This window comes from Dactylosporangium fulvum, assembly GCF_025137375.1.
GTDB classification, from domain to species: Bacteria; Actinomycetota; Actinomycetes; order Mycobacteriales; family Micromonosporaceae; genus Dactylosporangium; species Dactylosporangium fulvum.
Genome location: NZ_CP073720.1, coordinates 8,716,154 through 8,736,956, shown reverse-complemented (window position 1 = coordinate 8,736,956; position 20,803 = coordinate 8,716,154). Strand labels below are relative to the sequence as shown.

General features: G+C 67.7%; 13 protein-coding genes and 1 CRISPR repeat array. Of the genes, 6 read left to right on the top strand and 7 right to left on the bottom strand.

All coding sequences use genetic code 11. The features are described 5' to 3' along the window. Window positions 1-860 precede the first annotated feature (860 nt). The 5 genes from istB to Dfulv_RS40075 all read right to left on the bottom strand — a co-directional run bounded on the left by istB (window position 861) and on the right by Dfulv_RS40075 (window position 10,930). The gene (gene istB, locus Dfulv_RS40095; protein ID WP_259867330.1) at window positions 861-1,625 is read right to left on the bottom strand and encodes an IS21-like element helper ATPase IstB; all 765 of its coding nucleotides are present in this window, start codon (window positions 1,623-1,625) and stop codon (window positions 861-863) included. A 77-nt stretch (window positions 1,626-1,702) separates the two neighbouring features. Next, window positions 1,703-2,974, bottom strand: coding sequence for an IS21 family transposase (istA, locus tag Dfulv_RS40090; RefSeq protein ID WP_259858826.1), 1,272 nt, complete (start codon window positions 2,972-2,974; stop codon window positions 1,703-1,705). Between the two features lie 2,705 nt (window positions 2,975-5,679). Continuing rightward, a complete protein-coding gene (locus Dfulv_RS40085; protein ID WP_259859027.1) occupies window positions 5,680-6,186 on the bottom strand; it encodes a hypothetical protein in 507 nt (168 codons plus the stop codon). Window positions 6,187-6,299: 113 nt separating this feature from the next. After that, a CRISPR array of direct repeats spans window positions 6,300-6,751; the repeat unit is 29 nt; unit sequence CGTCGTCCCCACGCGCGTGGGGGTGCTCC. Between the two features lie 2,580 nt (window positions 6,752-9,331). Beyond that, window positions 9,332-10,642, bottom strand: coding sequence for a TIGR04013 family B12-binding domain/radical SAM domain-containing protein (locus Dfulv_RS40080; RefSeq protein ID WP_259859026.1), 1,311 nt, complete (start codon window positions 10,640-10,642; stop codon window positions 9,332-9,334). 51 nt (window positions 10,643-10,693) lie between these two features. Beyond that, the gene (locus tag Dfulv_RS40075) at window positions 10,694-10,930 is read right to left on the bottom strand and encodes a winged helix-turn-helix domain-containing protein (RefSeq protein ID WP_259859025.1); all 237 of its coding nucleotides are present in this window, start codon (window positions 10,928-10,930) and stop codon (window positions 10,694-10,696) included. 150 nt (window positions 10,931-11,080) lie between these two features. On the opposite strand from Dfulv_RS40075, the gene Dfulv_RS40070 reads away from it, so the two are divergent. Together Dfulv_RS40070 and Dfulv_RS40065 are read left to right on the top strand one after the other, a co-directional pair. Then, window positions 11,081-11,374, top strand: coding sequence for a hypothetical protein (locus tag Dfulv_RS40070; RefSeq protein WP_259859024.1), 294 nt, complete (start codon window positions 11,081-11,083; stop codon window positions 11,372-11,374). Between the two features lie 937 nt (window positions 11,375-12,311). After that, a complete protein-coding gene (locus Dfulv_RS40065; RefSeq protein ID WP_259859023.1) occupies window positions 12,312-13,121 on the top strand; it encodes a replication-relaxation family protein in 810 nt (269 codons plus the stop codon). 963 nt (window positions 13,122-14,084) lie between these two features. Here the strand turns inward: Dfulv_RS40065 and Dfulv_RS40060 are convergent. After that, window positions 14,085-15,551, bottom strand: coding sequence for an RNA-dependent RNA polymerase family protein (locus Dfulv_RS40060; protein ID WP_259859022.1), 1,467 nt, complete (start codon window positions 15,549-15,551; stop codon window positions 14,085-14,087). A gap of 311 nt (window positions 15,552-15,862) precedes the next feature. After that, window positions 15,863-17,269, bottom strand: coding sequence for a recombinase family protein (locus tag Dfulv_RS40055; protein ID WP_259859021.1), 1,407 nt, complete (start codon window positions 17,267-17,269; stop codon window positions 15,863-15,865). A 49-nt stretch (window positions 17,270-17,318) separates the two neighbouring features. On the opposite strand from Dfulv_RS40055, the gene Dfulv_RS40050 reads away from it, so the two are divergent. From Dfulv_RS40050 to Dfulv_RS40035, 4 genes are all read left to right on the top strand, one after another. Further along, window positions 17,319-18,068, top strand: a complete 750-nt coding sequence (locus tag Dfulv_RS40050) for a TIGR04013 family B12-binding domain/radical SAM domain-containing protein (RefSeq protein WP_259859020.1) — start codon at window positions 17,319-17,321, stop codon at window positions 18,066-18,068. A 62-nt stretch (window positions 18,069-18,130) separates the two neighbouring features. Next, window positions 18,131-18,700: an NADPH-dependent FMN reductase gene (locus tag Dfulv_RS40045; protein WP_259859019.1), complete on the top strand. Its 570-nt coding sequence runs from the start codon at window positions 18,131-18,133 to the stop codon at window positions 18,698-18,700. 32 nt (window positions 18,701-18,732) lie between these two features. Next, on the top strand, window positions 18,733-19,734 hold the full coding sequence (locus Dfulv_RS40040) for an ATP-binding cassette domain-containing protein (protein ID WP_259859018.1): 1,002 nt from the start codon (window positions 18,733-18,735) through the stop codon (window positions 19,732-19,734). Further along, on the top strand, window positions 19,731-20,579 hold the full coding sequence (locus Dfulv_RS40035) for an ABC transporter permease (protein WP_259859017.1): 849 nt from the start codon (window positions 19,731-19,733) through the stop codon (window positions 20,577-20,579). The genes Dfulv_RS40040 and Dfulv_RS40035 overlap by 4 nt, the downstream gene beginning before the upstream one ends. Window positions 20,580-20,803: the final 224 nt, after the last annotated feature.

The following is a 20,803-nucleotide window of genomic DNA, read 5'->3' as shown; positions in this document are numbered from 1 at the left end:
GCCCGTCGCGGACGTCGTCCCCATGCGCGTGGGGGTGCTCCGATCAAGAACCAGAGGTGGCGGGCCGCTGCCGCTCGTCCCCACGCGCGTGGGGGTGCTCCGTTCGGACCGGGGTCGGTGTGGTCGGTTCCGCCAGTCGTCCCCACCGCGCGTAGGGGGTGCGCCCGCGTGGCGGCAGTCTGAGGACTACCGGGAGCAGTCGTCCCTACGCGCGTGGGGGTGCTCCGTCGACGCGCCGGCCGATGCTCAGCGAGAAAGTCCGCCTGTCGGCGCCGGCTGAAAACTGACCCTCTGGTGTCGCCAGGGGGGTCCAGATTCGCCCGTCGTTGGCATCGTCGTCCCCACGCACGTGGGCGTGCTCTGCCCAGCGGCACCGCACAGGTCGCGGGCGACATGTCGTCCCCACGCGCGTGGGGGTGCTCCCGGACCGACGATGGGCTTGTTGTTCACGTCGTCGTCCCACGCGCGTGGGGATGCCCCAGCGCACCTGGGCGGAGGCGGAGGAGCTGTCGTCCCCACGTGTGTGGGGTGCTCCCAATACGAACGTTGAGAGATGCTGTCGGCGTGAGTCGTCCCCATACGAGCGGGGGTGCTCCGGAAGGCGACCCGGTCCGCGTCTGGACCAAGGTATCGTCCCCACGCGTGTGGGGGTGCTCCCTGGGATTTCACAACCCAAAAGGGCCGCGACAAGTCGTCCCCACGCACATGGGGGTGCCCCGAAGATCGTTGAGGCGTTGCGCGAGCACGCGCCGTCGTCCCACGCGCATGGGGTGCTCCCTGGGGGTACGCTCCGAACTGTCGCCGATTTTTGAAATTTGACCCCTTTTGGGTTCCGGAATTTTGACCCCTCCGGTGGTTGGTCAGTTGTGGTTGGTGCGGTTGTCTTTGTTGAGGAGTTCGCGGCGTTGGCGGGTGCGGTAGGAGTCGCCGGTGAGGGTGAGGACCTCGGCGTGGTGGACGAGTCGGTCGATCATGGCTGCGGCGACGACGTCGTCGGAGAAGGTCTCGCCCCAGCGTCCGAACGGCAGGTTCGAGGTGACCATGACGGAGCCTTGCTCGTAGCGGGATGCGATGAGTTGGAAGAACAGGTTCGCGGCGTCCTGGTCGAACGGGATGTAGCCGACTTCATCGATGATGATCAGTTTGTAGCGGCGGATCTTCTTCAGTTCGGCTTCGAGACGTCCGGCGTGGTGGGCCTCGGCGAGGCGGGTGATCCAGTTGCTGGCGGTGTCGAACAGGACGGAGTGCCCGGCCTGGGTGGCTTTGACGCCGAGGGCGATGGCGAGGTGCGTTTTGCCGAGGCCGGGTGGTCCGAGCAGGATCACGTTCTCGGCTTTCGCGACGTAGGTGCTGGTGGCGAGGTGGGCGAGGACGTCGCGGCGCAGTGAGGGCAGGTGGTCGAGGTTGAAGTCCTCGAGGGTTTTCACGGTTGGGAAGTGCGCGGTGCGGATGCGCATGACGGTGCCTTTGGACTCGCGGTCGGCGACCTGGCGTTGCAGCAGCGCGGCCAGATATTCTTCGTGGGACCAGTTCTCGTCCCGGGCCTGACCGGCGAGTTCTTCCCAGAACGCGCCGATGGTGGGGGTCTTCAGGACCCGGGTGAGGTAGGCGATCATCGACGGCATCCCGTCCTTGATCCCGCCGCCGGGCCCGTTTCTGGGGCCGGTGGGCTGGGCTTGCTGGGATTTCGTCTTGGTGGTGGTCATTCGCTGCTCGCTCTCGTTGCTGTGCTGGTGGTTGGGTTGAAGTCGACGCCGAACAGGGCGTCGTAGTCGTGCAGGGCCCGCAGGGTGACCGGATGCCCGTCGCCGTGGTGGCGGGTGGCCGCGAGGCGTCGTTGGCGGTCTTCGGCGAGGGCGTGGCGCATCAGCTTCGCGGTCGCGGCGTGGCCCGGGTCGGTGATCACGCCGTGTTTGGCCCAGGACCGGTCGTGCCGGGCCACGACGGTGCCGTCGCAGGACACCGTCACCAGATGCGCCGTGGCGGTGACCTCGACGAACCGGCCGATGAAACGCGGGTCGACGGAGTAGTCGACGGTGTCGACCCGCACGTAGTAGTCCCGGCCCAGCCGGATCCGTTGCTGCAAACCGACTTGCGGCCCGACCGGTGGCAGCGGCAGCATCGCCGGGCGGTCCGTTTCGAGGAGGTCCACGGGCCGGCCATGGATCGAGCGGACCGTGCGGGTGTTCGCCGTGCTCCCCAGCCAGTCACCGAGCTGGGTGTTGAAGTCGGTGGGTGAGGTGAACCGCCTGCCGGGCAGGAACGACGTCTCCAGATAGCCGTTGGCGCGTTCCACCATGCCCTTGTATTCCGGGTCGCGGGGCGGGGCCAACTGGATGCGGGTGGCGAGGGTCCCGGCGAACGCCGCCGCCGGGGCGCTGACCCTGCCGGTCCCGCCGATCGCGGACTCCCGATCCCAGACCAGGGTCCGGGTGACGCGCCCGATCCCGCAGATCAGCAGCCACATCCCGGACAGGATGTCCCCGGCCTGCCGGGTCGGGATCATCGTCGCGGTCATGAACCGGGAGAACCCGAGCGTCATCACCAGCACCGGCAACACCCGGTCCTGACCCGCAGCGACCGGGATCCGCGGCTGCGGGAACCACAGATCGCACTGCGTGATCTGCCCCGGCTCATAGACGACCCGGTCGACCGGGTCGATCCCCACGTACTCCGGCCGGATCTGCGCCAGCCGCTTCTTCAACGGCGACAACGAATACGGCCAGCCGATCCGCTGCGCGATCACCGGAACCGGCATCCGCGGCCACTCACCCAGCAACACCCGGATCCGCGGCTCGAACGCATCCACCACCGACCCACGCGCCGGCCGCTCATACCGCGGCGGCCGATCCGACGCCAACGCCGCCCGCACCGTGTTCCGAGCCACCCCCAACCGCCGGACGATCTCCTTGATCGGCACCCCCTCCGCCCGGTGCAAACGACGGATCTCTGCCCAGTCCTCCACGCTCAACACCCTCCAAGATCATCAGAACGGAGGGGTCAAAATTCAAAGATCCACCGGGGGTCAGTCTTCCGGAAGCTGCGACACGAACTGCGTTGCGCCTTCGTCGTCCCCATAAACGTGGGGGTGTCCCCATAAACGTGGAGTGCTCCCTGGGGCGCGTTGGACGAGGTCGCCGCGCAGATGTCGTCCCTCACGCGCGCGTGGGGGTGCTCCGGCGTTCGCGATCCGGCGCAGCTCGATGAGCGAGTTCGACCCGACGTGGGTGGGGGTGCTCCGACCGTCTTCACGTATGCGGGCTTCGGCGCGATCGTCGTCCCCATGTCGCGTGGGGGTGCTCCAGACGCTGAGGACGCCCTGTTCGGCGCAGCCCGGTTGTCCCTGCGCTTGGGGGGTTTTACATACGGCGATCACCTGCAGAAGCTAGGCAACGAGTCGTCTTCACGCGCGTGGTGGTGCTCCGTACGCGGCGGCCGCGGTTGCGGCAAACTGACGTCGTCCGCACGCGCGTGGGGTGCTCCGCGAACAGCGAGGCATTCCACAACCATTAGGCCGTCAACCATTAGGCGATCGTCCCCCACGCTTGTGGGGGTGCTCCGACCGAGGCGATGCGCTCCGAGTAGCGCTTCGCGTCCCCACTCCCGGGGGGTGCTCCCAACCTGCTGCTGATCGGCGAGATGCGGGAGCTGTCGTCCCCACCCGCATGGGGGTGCTCCCCAATGTGCCGGGTTGTCCGGGTTCGTTGTCGCGTCGTCCCCACGTGCGTGGGGGTGCTCCCGGCCCCTTGCCTCACTTTCTGCGGCCGCATCAGGTCGTCCCCACGCGTGTGGGGTGCTCTGGCCCTGTTCCGCCACGAGATCGACGGCGTCTTGTCGTCCCCACGCGCGTGGGGTGCTCCGGTCCAGTACAAGATGGCGTCCGCAACGACCGGTCGTCCCCACGCGCCTGGGGGTGCTCCCTTCATCGCGTAGTCGTCGGTGTCGTCCTGCGCTTCGTCCCCACGCGCGTGGGGGTGCTCCCCCCTCCGGGTCGCCCATGACCGCGCCAGCGATGTCGTCCCCACGCGCGTGGGAGTGCTCCCATCTGGCACGGCGCGGTGTTGTCGGGCAAGACGTCGTCCCCACATGCGTGGGGGGTACTCCGCTCGGGCACCTGGGCGGCGCGGTGTCCGGCGCGTCGCCCCAACACGCGTGGGCGCTTCGCTGGAGACCTACGCCGCGGCGAAGCTCCGAGGGCCTCCCCACGCGCATGGGGGTGCTCCGGTCGTCCTGCTCGAATTGCCGACGGTGTCGTGAGTCGCCCCCAGGCGCGTGGGGGTGCTCCAAAAGCGGACACGGACCCGGTGCAGGAGTCGTCTCCCGTGGGGGTGCCTCCGATATGGCCGCCGCCGCCAGGCTGTCATGCAGGTCGTCCCCACGCGAGTGGGGGTGCTCCCGGCAGGGCGGTTTGGCTGCGCTTCAACGGGTCGTCCCCACGCGAGAGTGGGGGCGCTCCGGCCGTGAGGTCGCGGCGGATGGGCGTCGTCATGTCGCCCCACGCGAGTGGGGGTGCTCCCCAGGTGGTTTTGGTGGCGATCAGCACGATGATTTCGTCCCTACGCTTATGGGGTGCTCCTGAGGCGATGAAAGAATTCACAGGCCGCGAGGCGTTGTCCCCACGCGTGTGGGGGTGCTCCGGACGGCGGCAAGGAAACGTTCATCGTCTTCGACGTCGTCCCCACGCGCGCGTGGGGGTGCTCCGGAGGGCGACCCGCTGCGGGTGTGGACCAAGGTGTCGTCCCCACGCGCGTGGGGGTGCTCCCGTCAGTTTCTGGTACTGGCCGCCTTGTCGCCGGTCGTCCCACGCGCGTGGGGGTGCTCCCGCCTTGACCTTGCCCTGGTTCTCCGCCATCCGGCCGTCCCCACGTGTGTGCTCCAATGTGGTCGAACGGCTCGGTGGTACCGGTGTCGTCGCCCCCACGCGTGGGGGTGCTCCGTCCGCCTCGATCGTCAGGCCGCTCTCGCCAGTGTCGCCCCACGCGCGTGGGGGTGCTCCCATGGAAGCGCTCGGCGCCATGTACGACATGCTGTCGTCCTACGAGCGTTGGGGGTGCTTCCTGGTTCAACATGGACACTGGCGCGGTCGTGTCGTCGTCCTCACGCGCGTGGGAGTGCTCCCAAGACTTTCACCAACGGCGTGTTCGACGCCGAGTCCTCCCCACGCGCGTGGGGGTGCTCCGGACACCACTCAGTACTGGTCCAAGACGGTCTTGTTGTCCCACGCATGGGTGTGTTTCCACGACGATCAGCAACGCGAAGCTGTACCTGCTGTCGTCCCATGCGCGTGGGGGTGCTCCGGCCGGCGTCGAAGCGTCAGCGTCGCTGAACGCGTCCCCGCGCGTGCGGGTGTGCTCCCCAGTTCACCATCCGCAACCTCCAGGCCGTCGGGTCGTCCCCACCCGTGTGGGGGTGCTCCAAGCTCGCCGACGTAGTTCGGCTGATTGAAGGTGTCGTCCCCACGCGCGTGGGGGTGCTCCTCAGCCAGAGATCTGACGTGTCGGACGCCCGTATGTCGTCCCACGCGCGTGCAGGTACCCCCCCGGGGTCCTGAGGTACACGACGGACGACTCGAAGGTCGTCGTTGAGCGGGAGAGCGCGCAGGCCGTTCAGTAGGTCAGTTTGTGAATGCACCGGTGCTGGATCTCCCGACTCAGTTGGCGGGCCGCGGAAGCCTTCCGCTTATTTTGAAAGGGGGTGGATGGGTAGTGTCCGGCTGCGGCCGGGCCGCGGGTACGCCTCTGCGGCGGCGGCCAGGCGAACTGCGTGTTCGCGCTGGCGCTGCCAGTGGCCGTACAGGGCGCCTTGCTGAGAGAGGCGGTCGACTGCGGTGATGGTGTCCGGGTCGACATCGCCGGGTTGGGCGTCGCGCCAGGGGGTGCCGGGCAGGGGCATGAAGGTGTGTGCGTGGATGCGGGCACCGAGTTCGGCCAGCTCGCGGGCCAACGCGAGGGAGGCGTCGACGTCGGTTTGGTCTTCGCCTGGCATGCCGAAGATCATGTCGACGTTGATCCGGAAGCCTTCCTGCACACCGAGGTGGACGGCACGTTTGACCTCCTCGACGCCGTGGCCGCGTTTCGCTGCGTCGAGGATGCGGTCGGAGCCGGACTGGGCGCCGACGATGCTGTTGTTGTTCGCGCAGCACTTCGCGTCAACATGGCGACGTCTTTGTCTGTCCGCACGGGCCACACGGCACGAGCAACCGTGTACCGATGCAAATCGCACGACTTGATCTCTGGAGCCGCAGCTCACAAAGTGTCGTCCCCACTGTCGCCGATTTTTGAATCCAGTCTTCAGGAAGCCGCGACACCCACGCGCGTGGGGGTGCTCCCGGGACGGCATCACCGTGCTCGTCGAAGGCGACGTCGTCCCCACGCGCGTGGGGGTGCTCCTGGATCAACAACGGCCGGATCCTCGCCGTCGTCGTCCCCACGCGCGTGGGGGTGCTCCCCTGATCCGGGTGCCGTGGACGCAGTTGACCACGTCGTCCCCACGCGCGTGGGGGTGCTCCGCCCTCCACGCGCCTGAACGTCGGCGTGCCGCGTCGTCCCCACGCGCGTGGGGGTGCTCCGTGGGCAGACAAACTGTCTCTGGTCACGCCGCTGTCGTCCCCACGCGCGTGGGGGTGCTCCGTCAGCGGCGTAGCCGTTGGTGACGATCAGCCGGTCGTCCCCACGCGCGTTGGGGTGCTCCGAACCCGGACGGGTTGGCGACGATCGTCGTGCCGTCGTCCCCACGCGCGTGGGGGTGCTCCGCGCTTCGCCCTCGTCCCGAGCGCCGAGCTGCGGTCGTCCCACGCGTGTGGGGTGTCCCTTGACCTGCGGTAACCGCGGCGCGTCGACGGTGTCGTCTCCACGCGCTAGGGGTGCTCCCATCGCCACCACGTCGTCGCGGACCTGCTGATCGTCGTCCCCACGCGCGTAGAGTGCTCCGTACGAAAGCTCGCCTGACGGGCCGGTCCGGTAGTCGTCTTTACGCGTAGGGTGATCCCTCGCCGTTGCTCGGCCAGAACAGCGCGGCCGTGTCGTCCCCACGCGCGTGGAGGTGCTCCGTACGGCGGCTACTACGTGACCGCCGACCCGAAGTTGTCCCCATACGCGTGGGGGGTGCTCCCGGCGTGACCACCTGGTCGCGCACGTTCGCGTTGTCGTCCCCACGCACATGGGGGTGCTCCCACCAGGGTGCCGCCAGCGGTGAGGTCATGAGATTGTCCCCACACGCATTGGGGGTGCTCCCGGGCCCTTGCCCCAGTTGTGCGGGCGCATCAAATCGTCCCCACTCAAGTGGGGTGCTCCCTATGCCTGCGCCGAGTTGCAGTTCGCCATCGCGTCCTCCCACGCGCGTGGGGGTGCGGCCACGGTGACGATCGCGCTCAACGACACCCGCCTGTCGTCCCCATACGTGTGGGGGTACTCCGTACGCATGCATAGCCGCGAACGACAAGATCGCGTCGCCCCCACGCACGTGGGGGTGCTCCGATCCAGTGGCCCTCACCGACCCACGCGGCTCGGTCGTCCCCTCGCGCGTGGGGGTGCTCCCTGCCTCAACAACACCACCGACCACACCACCAGGGTCGTTGTCCCCACGCGCGTGAGGTGCCCCTGCGGGGTGGTCGTGTCGTCGCCGAGGGCACCGTCCCCCACGCGCGTGGGGGTGCTCCTGTGATTCCCTGGTCCGCACGACCATTCGACCGTCGTCCCCACGCGCGTGGGGGTGCTCCGGCCCAGTACTTCTCCTGGTCCACGACCATGGTGTGGTCCCCACGCGCGTGGGGGTGCTCCACAGAGGTGCGGACCGTGGCCGAATGTCACTGAGCCGTCCGCACGCGCACAGGGGGCGCTCCCGGTGTCGTCGTGCTCTCCGAGGCCGTCCCACCCGTGCCGTCCCCATGCGCGTGGGGGTGCTCCGGAAAACGGCCGCAACTGGCACATCACGACCCAGTCGTCCCCACGCGCGTGGGGTGCTCCGTATCGCCAGGAAATGAGCGGCCATGCGTGGAGGTCGTCCCACGAGCGTGTGGGGTGCTCCGGTCCTCCGCGTCGCGATGTCCCGGCTCAAGGCGTCGTCCCCACACACGTGGGGGTGCTCCGTTCTCCCACGCCTCCGGACCGCCGATCGCCCTGTCGTCCCCACTCGCGTGGGGATGCTCCCGAGTGGGCGTACGCGGTGACCCCGCTAGGTGGGTTTGTCCTCACGCGCGTGGGGGTGCTCCCCAGTACACGCAGCTCTTTACCGAAGAGGGCATATTGTCCCCATGCGCGTGCGTGGGGGTGCTCCGAACATGGGCGGCATCACCGAGGCTGGCATCTCCGTCGTCCCCACGCGCGTGGGCGTGCTCCATGGCCCGGGTAGGGCGTCGACTGGGGCGTCGTGTTGTCCCCACGCCGGGGGTCCCGGGGCTAGGCGATCATGAACCGGCAGGGTGCGTCTCCCCCGAGGCGTGGGGGTGCTCTGTCGGCGCCCCGTCGCAACTTGCTCCGTTTTCAACCGTCGTTGACAGTGCTCCGCCCGGCTGGAAAATCGAAATCTGGATGGACTCGTCGTCCCCACGCGTGTGGGGTTGCTCTCAGCGTCGGCCGCGCCACCGGCATCCCCATCGTGTCGTCCCCACACGCGTGGGGGTGATCCCGACTCCGTGCTCCAGGGTCTGTATGCGGGTCCGTTGTCCCCACGCGCGAGGGGGTGCTCCGCACGCGGCGTGCAGCTCGAAGTCGGCGTTGTCGGCGTCCCCACGCGCGTGGGGGTGCTCCCACGAGGGTGCCGCCGGCGGTGAGGGTCGTGAGGTCGTCCCCACGCGTGGGGGTGCCCCCGGGCCGTTGCCCCACTTCTGCGGGGCGCATTAGGTCGTCCCTACGCGCGTGGGGGTGCTCCGGCCGGCGACTACCCGCCGGCGTGGGTGGCCGGGTCGTCCCCAAGCGCATGGGGTGCTCCCAAAGTTTGCGTTGTGCTGCCTGCCCAGCGGGATGTCGTCCCACGCGCGTGGGGTGCTCCCAAGCGGAACGCCGACAACGCGCACTCGGCGGCGGTCGACCCTCACGCGCATGGGGGTGCTCCCACGTACACCGGATCACCGCCAATGCGACGATCTCGTCGTCCCCACCCGAGTGGGGGTGCTCCGTCGTTGCAGTAGGGCTCGACGTAAATGCCGTTGCCGTCCCCACTGGCGTGGGGGTGCTCCGTACGAGTACGCGGTCGAGAAGTACGAGGCCGGGCCGTCCCCACGCGTGGTGGGAGTGCTCCCCAGGGCTACGAGATCGACACGGTGCTGGCGACGTCGTCCCTACACGCGTGGGGGTGCTCCCAACGGTCAGGCCGACGAGGCGGCCCAGGCCGTTTATTCCGAAAGGGGGTGGATGGGTAGTGTCCGGCTGCGGCCGGGCCGCGGGTACGCCTCTGCGGCGGCGGCCAGGCGAACTGCGTGTTCGCGCTGGCGCTGCCAGTGGCCGTACAGGGCGCCTTGCTGAGAGAGGCGGTCGACTGCGGTGATGGTGTCCGGGTCGACATCGCCGGGTTGGGCGTCGCGCCAGGGGGTGCCGGGCAGGGGCATGAAGGTGTGTGCGTGGATGCGGGCACCGAGTTCGGCCAGCTCGCGGGCCAACGCGAGGGAGGCGTCGACGTCGGTTTGGTCTTCGCCTGGCATGCCGAAGATCATGTCGACGTTGATCCGGAAGCCTTCCTGCACGCCGAGGTGGACGGCACGTTTGACCTCCTCGACGCCGTGGCCGCGTTTCGCTGCGTCGAGGATGCGGTCGGAGCCGGACTGGGCGCCGACGATGATGTTGTTGTTCGCGCAGTACTTCTTGACGAGTCGAAGTGCCTCGACGCTGATGTGCTCGGGGCGGATCTCGCTCGGGAAGGAGCCGAAGAAGACGCGCCCGTTCGGGCCGATGCCCTCCTTGCAGGACGCGAGCAGTTCCTCAACCGCGTCGAGGTTCGGCGACTCGTCCTGGCTGCCGTACGACAACGCGGTCGGGGTGATGAACCGGATGTCGCGTAGGCCGCGCTCCCGCATCTGGTCGGCGTGCCAGCGGACGTTCTCCACGCTGCGGTGCCGGAACCGCGCCGAGAACATGAAGGGGGTTTGGCAGAATCTGCACGAAAACGCACATCCCCGAGTGATCTCGAGGGCGTTGAAGCGGTGCCAGCGCAGCGAAAAGCCGCGGAACGTGTCCAGCGGTAGGCGCTCCGGTCGTCCGGTCTTCACCACCTGGCCGGCGGCGTCGCGGTACGCCAGACCCGTCACGCCCGTCGGATCGCCGCCGGCGTCCACCAGCTTGAGCAGCGTGGTCTCGCCCTCGCCGATCGCCGCGACGTCCCACCCGGCGTCCAGCGTCTGCACGGGCTCCGCCGTGGCGTGGACGCCACCGGCCACGTGCAACGCGCCGGGGGCTGCCGCCTTGATTGTCGTCAGCTCGGCGGCGAGCGCCTCGGCGTCGGGGGAGTAGAACGACCACAGAACCAGCACGCGTTTGGCGCGGCTGAGCCCGGCCTCGATCTCGCTGATTGTCGCCTCGGGCGTCTCGGCGAAGACGACCTCGTACGCGGTCGCGGTTTCGTGCTCTTCGAGCGCGCCGAGCAGCACGTGGAAGCCGTAGGTGACGGCCTTGCGGTAACGCAGTACCAAGACAAGGTCGGGGTTGGTCACAGCGACATCCTGCCTGTCCACCTGTCGGTCAGCGGTTGAGGCCGTGCTTGGTCAGGCCGGCCGCTCGGTCACGAACACGCCGCGCCCAGGCTGGCCGACGACCAGGCCCTGCGCCTTGAGCTCGACCATAGCGAACTGGATGACGGTGCCGCTGACGTCGTAGATGTCGCGAAGCTGTTGGATGCTCGGGAGTTTGTCGCCCGGCTTCAGTGTGCCCGCCTCGATCTGGGCGCGGAGATCGGCCGCCACCTGGCGGTAGTACGGCGTCCCGTCGTTCTTCAGAGGCACATGAGCACCCTGCCCGCAGTCCAGAAAACCTACATCACGAGGTGGTGCCTGCATCACTATGTGATGTAGGTTGCTCAAGAGCGCGGCGGTCCGAAACCGCAGCTTGTGGCGCCGTGCCCGATCAACTGTATCGGCGAGCGAGGAGCGATCATGAGCGAAGAGCTTCATCCAGCATGGTGCGCCCGCAAGGTGTGCACCGCCTACGGCACGGCGGCGGACGAGTACCACCGCTCCGAGCCGTTCGTCATTCAGACCGACGACCCATGGGTCGACCTGTTCATCTTTAAGGTCGCCGACGCAGACGGCGCCAACGAGTTCATCGAGATGACCGAACTGGAACGAGGCACCGGCCAGCCGTGGCACCTTCGGGAGCCACTCCGGGGGATGCTGCTCCCGCGGGCGTCCGCTGACGCCGCATGGCGCGCGGTGGCGGAACTGGTCTGAGCGGAGCTCATCAAGCGCCCCGGCCGGAGGGTCGGGGCGCTTGATGACGAACGCGGACATCGAAAAGTGTTCATCAACCGAAAACACCGCCCATTTGGTGGCGTTCGATCGTTCCATCGTGCTCAATGGTCTAGATCCTGTGCGGCTGGTCGTCTTCCGCAGGGGTTCGTGCCTACGCAGCCTTAAGTGTGCAAGCCGGTTCACGGACCTGAGGAACCAACGGCCGGTTGACACCGGGCGGCTCCGGCGATCGGGCAGACCCCCAATCAGGTACCCACGCCGGTGAGTAGAGCCCGCTGTCCGGCACGCGTGGATGCGCGCATCTCCGATGCGTCCGTGCCGCTCGGGCACGCGACGCCATCGGTCGATGCGGCGTGTCCCGTGTGCCGGCGCCCTGCTCCTCGCCGCCGCAAACGACGCCAGTCACGATCGCCAAGCTTTGGCGCCCGCGTGAGTGCCGTCTGGCCGCTCGCTGCCCGGTGAACCGGCTCGTTGCTTGGCAACTCCATCCCAACCATGCACCCCCACAGCAGACGGATCACTGATCCCGCCCGGTCGGGCGAGACCCGGCCCGCTGCTGGCTGTCCACCGTCGGCGCGCGGCCGTTTGGCCGGCATCGGGCAGCCGTCACATCAACATCGCCCAGGCCAAAGGGCCCGGACGCTTGTCCGCGATATCGCTATGGAGGCATCGATGCACCGCTCAGCACCCAACAGGCCACGGGTACCACGACCGTTTGGTGTCCGCTTGGGTCGCCGCTCGGCCGGTCGGTTCGGGGTCCTGCTTGAACCGGACCCCCAACCGGACTCGGTTGATTACCCAACACCGCAGCTCACCCGCCGGACCGGCGTTCCCCGAGGCGTTACGACAGACCCTCTCCAGGGGTCTCCCGGCGGGGAGAAGTCGCATACGGCGGTCGCCTATGACTGAAAGGATCATGCGTGTCCAAGCCACGCTCACTGCCCGCGACTTCACCTTGCTCGGCTGGCTCGCCGATCACGGCGTGCTGACCAGCTTCCAGATCGCCCAGGCACTCTTCCCGTCCATCAACTTCGCCCAACGACGTCTCCGCACGCTCCTGCAAGAAGACCTCGTCGACCGCTTCCGGCCCCAACGCCAGGACGGCGGCTCTTTCCCCTACCACTACGTCCTCGGTCAACTCGGCGCCGACGTCATCAGCGCCCAGCGAGGCGACGATCCGCCCCGCCGGGACCAGGCGCGAAAGCGCCGGTGGTACCTCACCAACCGCGCCAACCTCCCACACCTGTTGGGTGTCAACGGCTTCTTCACCCAACTCGCCGGATACGCCCGCACCCATCCCGGTGCAGTGCTGGAGCGCTGGTGGCCGGCGAGGCGCTGCCAAGAGCGCGGCGCGTTCGCCGAACCGGGCACGACCGACATGCACCAACACGTCTACACATCGCCGATCCGCCCCGACGGTCACGGCATTTGGGTCGAGGCCGACCGGGAGCTGCCGTTTTTTCTTGAGTACGACACCGGCACCGAACCCCTGTCGGTGCTCGTCGACAAGCTCGCCGGCTACGCCAAGCTGGCGAGCATCATCGGCCATCGCTGGCCGGTGCTGTTCTCCCTCCACTCGCCGCTGCGCGAGCGACATCTCCAACAGCAGTTGACGGCCAACGGAGTCCGATACCCGGTGGCCACTGCCGTCCGTGGCGATCCCGCTGGTGCCGTCTGGTGGCGGCACCGACGAGAAGGACCGCTCACCCGCCTGATCGACATCTGAACCCGAAAGGAGCGCCATGACGCCATCACTTGACCCCAGCCGCCCGGTACACCATGGAGGAACATGGCCGCACGCCGTGGCGCGTCATCACGTGCCCCCACAGAGACCGCAGCCACCTCGCCGCGTCGCGAGTCTGCCTCTGATGCCGACGACTCGACAGACGAGGACGAGCTCGCCGAGCACGCCCGGAGAGTCGTCGACCGAGCTCCACCGCTGACACAGGAGCAGCGCGCTCGCCTGGCGGCGCTGCTGCGACCACTCCCGAACCGAACCAACTGACCCACCTCATCGGGCGCGACGGCCGCCGCGCCCACCGAGATGGTCTTATCTAGCCTTCATGCGGTTCCCGCGCGTGCGCTCGATCGGTCGGTTAAACGCGCAGATCAAGGTCGCGTACGACGTTTCTGCAGATTGTGAAGCATGTCCCCAATGCCTGCTGGTCGACAATGGGGCAACCGTCCCGCACGGAGATTCCGACGAGGGACACCTGTTGTGAAAGCTCCTTTGCAAGCTGATGCATTGTGAATCGCCCGAGCCCGTGTGCGATGGTATTTCGTACAGTTAGACACGCTTCGAATCTAGACCAATCCGCGATCGTCGAGAGGTCAATCCCGTGGAAATCGCTGTACCTCGACTTGAGATCGGCCCAAGTGCGCGGTGGTTGTGACGTCGCCCGCTGGAACTGTGCCAGTTGGGTTGGATCTGTTGGCAAGGGCGCCTCAATGAACAGGTGCTCCAGCACGTGCTCTACATACACCTCGACCGCACCGGCCATTCGAATCCAGCAAGCGTGGCGTTCGGTCGTTTGTCGGTCCATGGCTGGCGTTCCTCGATGCGTGGGTGATATGCGATTGACCCTTCTACTGTGCGGTTCCTGGGATTGTTCCGATTGCGTATACACCGCGACGAGTGCATACAATGTTTCTTCCGTGATGCGTCGCGGGGCGTGCGGCAATGGCACCGTTACGGCAGGAGGCATCGATTGATACCTCCATCATTGCGCACCGCGTCGTAGACGTCCTGGGGGACGCTTCCACGTGCATGCAGGCTCTTCAAAGCTGTGAGGTACCAGGCGGAAAGCGCTGTCGGCTCCTCGTAAAGGGCTCTAACGACCTTCTTGTGATCCATGGCTAGATGTGCCGCTAGGCACACCGTCGCCTCTGCTCGCAGGACGGGATGCGAGCTGTTGTTGTATTGCCCGGTCACCCATGTCTGCAGGAGTGCCGTCGCATCTGCATTTGACGAGAGAATGTCGGTATCGTTGATGGTTCGGACAAGCCAGATGCTCTGCCATGTACTGAGGCTTACGCTGGTTACCATTTCACTTAGACTGCTACCTGCGATAGGTGCCTCCGTCGAGGCGATCTTGTGAATGATGCGTAGCACCCATGGGGTAACCGATGGCAGGTAGCGCACGATATTGACTGCTCGATGCAGTAGGTCGCGATCAACATAATCGATATTATCGCGGAGTCCGGTCAGGGCTGCTCGGAACGTACGGACGTCATCGGACGTTGGACTGTTAAGGTCGATCGAGTCCTCAGGCGCATTCGCCTTCGACTCTCTTGCGCTGTATGCGTTAGCAATCACTGATACGGCCCAGTCCGGATCGACCTTCTCGTCTCCGTCGCCGTAGTCTGCGATGTTTTCGAAGAAGTAATTGTGGATAAGCGGCGTTCGTGTTTTTCCTTCGTTGAGAATCATGCCCACGTCACGAGCTGCGATCTCGAGGTCTCCGAGTGCGGCGGTTGCCTCCGCCATCGACTTAACGGCAATACGAAAGTCGTCGTTGAAACGCCACGTGGGCCATCCGTGTCGTCGCGTCTCCCGTAGAACCTTGTCTCCGTAGATGTCGGACAACTCGTCGGAAGGTCCGAGAAGCTGCGGCAGGCCAAACCTGCGACCTTGCACGTCGCCCAGCAGGTCTACTAGGCAGTCCACGGCCTTGTAGTCGCCTGTCAATACCAAGAGTTCACGGCCGAGTAGCTCATGGTCGACGTATTCGTAGAAGCTTGCGAGATCGGCCTTTACGATGTGCTCGATGATCGCATCGTACGGCCATGGCTTGCGCAGAACCGCTGTGGATGGCTTCGAGCCAATCTCCTTGGCGTAGGTAAGTGGTGCTATCAAAAACTCGCGAAACGCCTCGCGCGACCGATCCGCTCTACGGCCGATGGCATCTAGCAGAAGATTGGTTATGGCGCGGTACGTCACACGTTCCGCGAATCCCCATATCGCGACCGGCCGACTGCCGTGGACGGGCTTGGGTGTCATGACCACCAGCCCTCGACTGGTTGGCATGCCAGCCTCGAGTTGGCCCCGTAACCACTGCGTGAAGCCCGGCGTGTCCGCAGCGATGTCCTTCCAGCCCGCCATCTGTGGGAACAGGGGCTCCTCGGCGGCCGCCTCCTGCGCGACAGCGTCGTCCAACGCGAGTCGGCGAAGGACATCCTCTGGGACGGGACGCAACGACGTACCCCCTCTGCGACGCGACCAATCTACAGGCTCAATGTCTGACCAACGAGGCGATCATCCGCCCCGTCGGGATCCAGCGAGAAAGCGCCGCTGGTACCTCATCAACCGGGCCGACCTGCCGCATCGGCAGGTCGTTACGTCGACCGAACTCCACCGCTAACGCAGGAGCAGCGTGACCGTCTAGCGACGCTGCTGAGACCACTCCCGAAGCGAACCAACTGACCGATCTCATCGGGCGCGACGGCCGCCGCGCCCACCGAGATGGTTCATCGCGCCGAGCGATCCGGTTCCCAGTCGGGCTCCACAGTGTCGGGATCGAACTTGCGCCGGCCCGGCGGGGGAGGGAGTAGCCGCACGGTGGTGAGCGCCCGGATGACGGCCTGCTCCTGGTCGATCCGGCCCTCCATCTTGCGCCACTCGGCAACCGGATCCTCAGCGGTGAGCAACGGCACCAGGGCGTTCTCCCTTCCGGCCTCCGCGAGCTTCGTTTCCACCTCAGCCAGCTCTGCGGCGATCTCACGTTTCGCGGTTTCGAGCTCCTGGTCGTCGAGTACGCCCCGGGCCCACATCTTCACCGCGGCGTCGCGCCGTTGCCGCAGCGTCATCGCCTGAGTCCGGAGCGCCTCGACGTCGGTCCCGTTGTCGTTGCCGGAATGCAGCAGGTCCCTTGCGTCGGGTCGGCCGAGCCGGTCGGCAACGATCCGCCGTACCCAGGAGTCGACGGGCTCGGCCAGGCGCGACAGGCCGCACGCCGGGCACCGGTAGACGCGTCGCACACGGCCGTCGGCGTACTTCTCCCGGTAGGTCGAGACGACCAGGGCGCCGCAGCCGGTCCGGCCGCACCGGTACAGCCTCGTACCGAGCCAGCGCCGTGCGCTGCCCACGTGGTTGGTCCGGCGCTTCGGCTCGGAGAGCATCGCGATCGCCGCCCGCACGGTCTCCTCGGAGACGGCGGCGGGCCAGAGCCCTGGACCGACCTCCTTGCCGCGATGCGTACGGATGCCGGCGTTTCGCAGGTTGCCCATCATCAGTCGCACCGCGTTGTGCCGCCACACGCCGCCCACGGTTGTCGTGAACCGGGCGGCGTTGAGGTCCTGAGCGATGCCGCTCAAGCTCCGCCCCGCCAGCAGCCGCTGGTACGCGCCGCGGAGCGCCTCGGCCTCGTCTTCGACCAGCGACATACCGTCCGCGGTGTACCCGAACGCTCGGCGCCCACCCGCGGGCTTCCCGTGCTCGGCGCGCTGCTGGGCCTCGCGGCGCTGGCGCTCCGACTTGATCTCGACTTCCATCGTGTCGAACTCGCCGATCATCCCGGCCATGCCCCGCCCATATGCGGTGGTCATGTCCAGCTCCGGTCCCTTGACCGGGACGACGCTCACCCGGGCTTCCCGCAACAGCTCGATGCCGTCCGCGCGTTCCCGGCGGTTCCGCCACAGCCGGGACGTGTGGAAGACGACGATCCGCTCCACCTCGCCGGCCTTCACGGCGACCATCAGCGCCGCGTACCCCGGACGGAACTTCCCGCTCGTGGCGGAGATGTCGTTGTCGACGAACTCCCGCACGGCCCAGCCGTGCCGCTCGGCCAGGGCGCGGGCGTCCTCGCGCTGGCGCTCGACGCCCAGGCCCTCGCCCAGACGGTCCTCCGAGATTCGGAGATAGACAGCGGTCGTCATAGGCAGTAGTCTACGACAGAACCGGTGCCGGTTCTGTCAGACGCCGTTCATGTTCTCCGCGAAGTTCCGCCACCGCAGTGTCGAGAACGTGCGCTGGCACGTCGACCGGATGCGGGAGTTCGGCAAGCGCGACGTCCGGTTCATCACGCCGACCTCGCTGTCCTACGGCGCCGACGGTGAGGAGCCCGATCTGGCCGCCGTCGAGGAGCTGCTCGCGTCCTGCAAAGAAGGTATCGGGCCGGACGGGCGGGTGTTCTTCGGCTCGTTCCCGAGCGAGATCCGCCCCGAGCATATGACGGTCGAGGCGTTGCGCCTTGTCAAGCGGTACTGCGCCAACGACAACCTCATCGTCGGCGCCCAGTCCGGCTCGGAGGAGGTTCTCGACCGGGCGAAGCGCGGCCACGACGTCGAGTCGGTCCGGCGGGCGGTCCGGCTGGGCATCGCGGAGGGCTTCCGGATCAACGTTGACATGATCTTCGGCATGCCGGGTGAGGACCCGTCCGACGTCGAGGCGTCGCTGACGCTGGCGAAGGAGCTCGCGGAGCTCGGCGCCCGCATCCACTCCCACGTCTTCATGCCGCTGCCCGGCACCCCGTGGCGCGACGCCGCGCCCGGCGACGTCGACCCGGAGACCATCAAGGCCGTGTCCCGCCTCGCCCAGCAGGGCGCGCTCTACGGCCACTGGCAGAAGCAGCGCGAGCACGCGAGCCGTCTGGCCGCGGCGGCCCAGGAGTACCCGCGTCCGGGCCGCAGCCGCACCCTTCTTCCGCAGGTGAACCCGGCGAACGGTACCTGCTAGATCCGATCTGGCGGGCCTGGCGGCGGCATCTCGCGCCTGTCATGTGACAGGGAGGTGCCGCCATGAGGGACGGACCGCTGCACCTGGCCGTGATCATCGGCAGCACGCGGGAGGGCCGGGTCGGCGACCGGATCGCGCGCTGGATCGTCGCTGAGGCCGGGCGCCGGGACGGGGTGCTGGTCTCGGTGATCGACATCGCCGGGTTCGCGTTTCCGCCGGGCTATCCGGCGGAGGCGACGCCGCAGATGGCGGCGTTCGCGGCCGAGGTGGAGCGCGCCGACGCCTTCGTGGTGGTAACACCGGAGTACAACCACAGTTTTCCCGCCTCGTTGAAACAGGCGATCGACTTTGCTTATGACGAGTGGCACGCCAAGCCGGTCGGGTTCGTTTCGTACGGCTGCCGCTCGGAAGGACTGCATGCGGTCGACCAGCTGCGGACGGTGTTCACAGCCCTGCACATGGTCACCGTGCGCGACGGTGTCGGCGTCGACCTGCTGGACGACGCCGGCGACCTGGAGCGTCTGCTCGGCGGCGACGCTCCGGTCCAGGCCGCCCGCGTCCTGCTCGACCAGCTCTGCTGGTGGGGCCTGACGCTGCGCGAGGGGCGCGCGGCCCGTCCCTATGTCTCGTGAAAAGTACGAACGGATTCCACGGAGGAAAGATCATGACTGACCGACCAGCCGGCCCTGCGATCGAGGCGAAGGGGCTGGTCAAGACGTTCGGCGAGACACGTGCGCTGGACGGCATCGACCTGCACATCCCGGCCGGCAGTGTCTACGGTCTGCTGGGCCCCAACGGTGCCGGCAAGACCACGGCCGTGCGGGTGCTGGCCACGCTGACCCGGCCCGACGGGGGCTCGGCGAAGGTGTTCGGGCACGACGTGGTGCGCGACGCCGACGCCGTGCGCGCCAAGGTGAGCCTCACCGGGCAATACGCGTCGGTCGACGAAGATCTGTCCGGCTTCGAGAACCTCGTCCTGCTCGGCCGGCTGCTCGGCCACCGCAAGCCAGCCGCGCGGGAGCGGGCCGACGGGCTGCTGGCCGCGTTCGGGCTGACCGACGCCGCCGGGCGCCAGGTCAAGAAGTACTCCGGCGGTATGCGGCGGCGCATCGACATCGCGGCGAGCATCCTCAACACGCCCGAGTTGCTGTTCCTCGACGAGCCGACGACCGGTCTCGACCCGCGCAGCCGCAGCCAGGTCTGGGAGATCGTGCGCGCGGTCGTGGCACAGGGCACGACGGTGCTGCTCACCACGCAGTACCTCGAGGAGGCCGACCGGCTGGCGTCGCGGATCGCCGTCGTCGACCACGGCAAGGTGATCGCCGAGGGCACGCCCGGCGAGCTCAAGTCGTCGATCGGCTCCGGCACGATCCACGTGCGGCTCCGCGACGCCTCGTCGCGGGCACTCGCGCAGGAGGTGCTGTCGCGTGCGCTCGGCGCCGCCGTCGAGCCCGAGGCCGACCCGGTGGCGCTGACCGCACGGGTCGACGGCTCCGACTTCGAGGCCAGCAACCAGGCCGCCCGGGTGCTGTCCGAGCTCGCCGAGGCCGGCGTCGTCGTCGACAACTTCTCCCTCGGCCAGCCCAGCCTGGACGAGGTGTTCCTGGCCCTGACCGACCGCCCGGCAGTGCCCGCCGGTACCGCTGAGATGGAGGCTGTTCGATGACCACCACCACGACGTCGGACGCGCAGACCGTCTACGTGCCGTCCCCGGAGACGCTGGGTGCCGTCCTCGCACCCGGTGCCCGACCGCCGAGGCCGAGCGCCCTGGCGGCGTCGGTGACGTTCGGCTGGCGGGCGATGCTCAAGATCAAGCACGTGCCGGAGCAGCTCTTCGACGTGACGGCGTTCCCGATCATCATGACGCTGATGTTCACGTACCTGTTCGGCGGCGCCCTCGCCGGCAGCACCGGTGCCTACCTGCAGTTCTTCCTGCCCGGCATCATGGTGACGAGCGTCGTGATGATCACGATGTACACCGGGGTCGGCCTCAACACCGACATCGAGAAGGGCGTGTTCGACCGGTTCCGGACCCTGCCGGTGTGGCGACCGGCGGCGCTCGTCGGCATGATCTTCGGCGATGTGCTGCGCTACATCCTCGCCGCCCTGGTCATCCTCGGCGTGGGCCTCGTCATGGGATTCCGCCCGGACGGCGGCGTGGCGGGCGTGGCCGCCGGCATCGGCCTGCTCGTGGTGTTCTCGTTCGCGTTCTCGTGGGTCTGGACGATGTTCGGCCTGGTGCTGCGCAGCGAGAAGTCGGTCATGGGCGTCAGCATGCTGGTGCTGTTCCCGCTGACGTTCCTCAGCAACGTCTTCGTCGACCCGGGGACGATGCCCGGCTGGCTCCAGGCGTTCGTCAAGGTCAACCCGATCACCCAACTGGTCGGCGCGATCCGTTCGGTCATGGAGGGCAGCCCCGACAGCCGGAACATCATGTGGACCCTGGTGTGGAGCGCCGGCTTCATCCTGGTCTTCGGCCCCCTGACGATGTACCGCTACAACCGCAAGTAGCACGACCCGGCCCTCTTCGGCCACGACACCCGGCCCCGTGCGCGACCCGGCGCACGGGGCCGCTCTCTTGTCGCCGACGAAAACCGACGCCGCGTGCAGTGCTCGCCGCGCGCCGTGCCGCGCCGTGTTCGGCGTGTGTGCGGTGTTCGCGGCGCAGCCGGCCCGGTGCGCCGCCGACGCGTCGGGTCGGCGTGCGCTGGCATCTGCCAGCAGGGCGGCCGGTG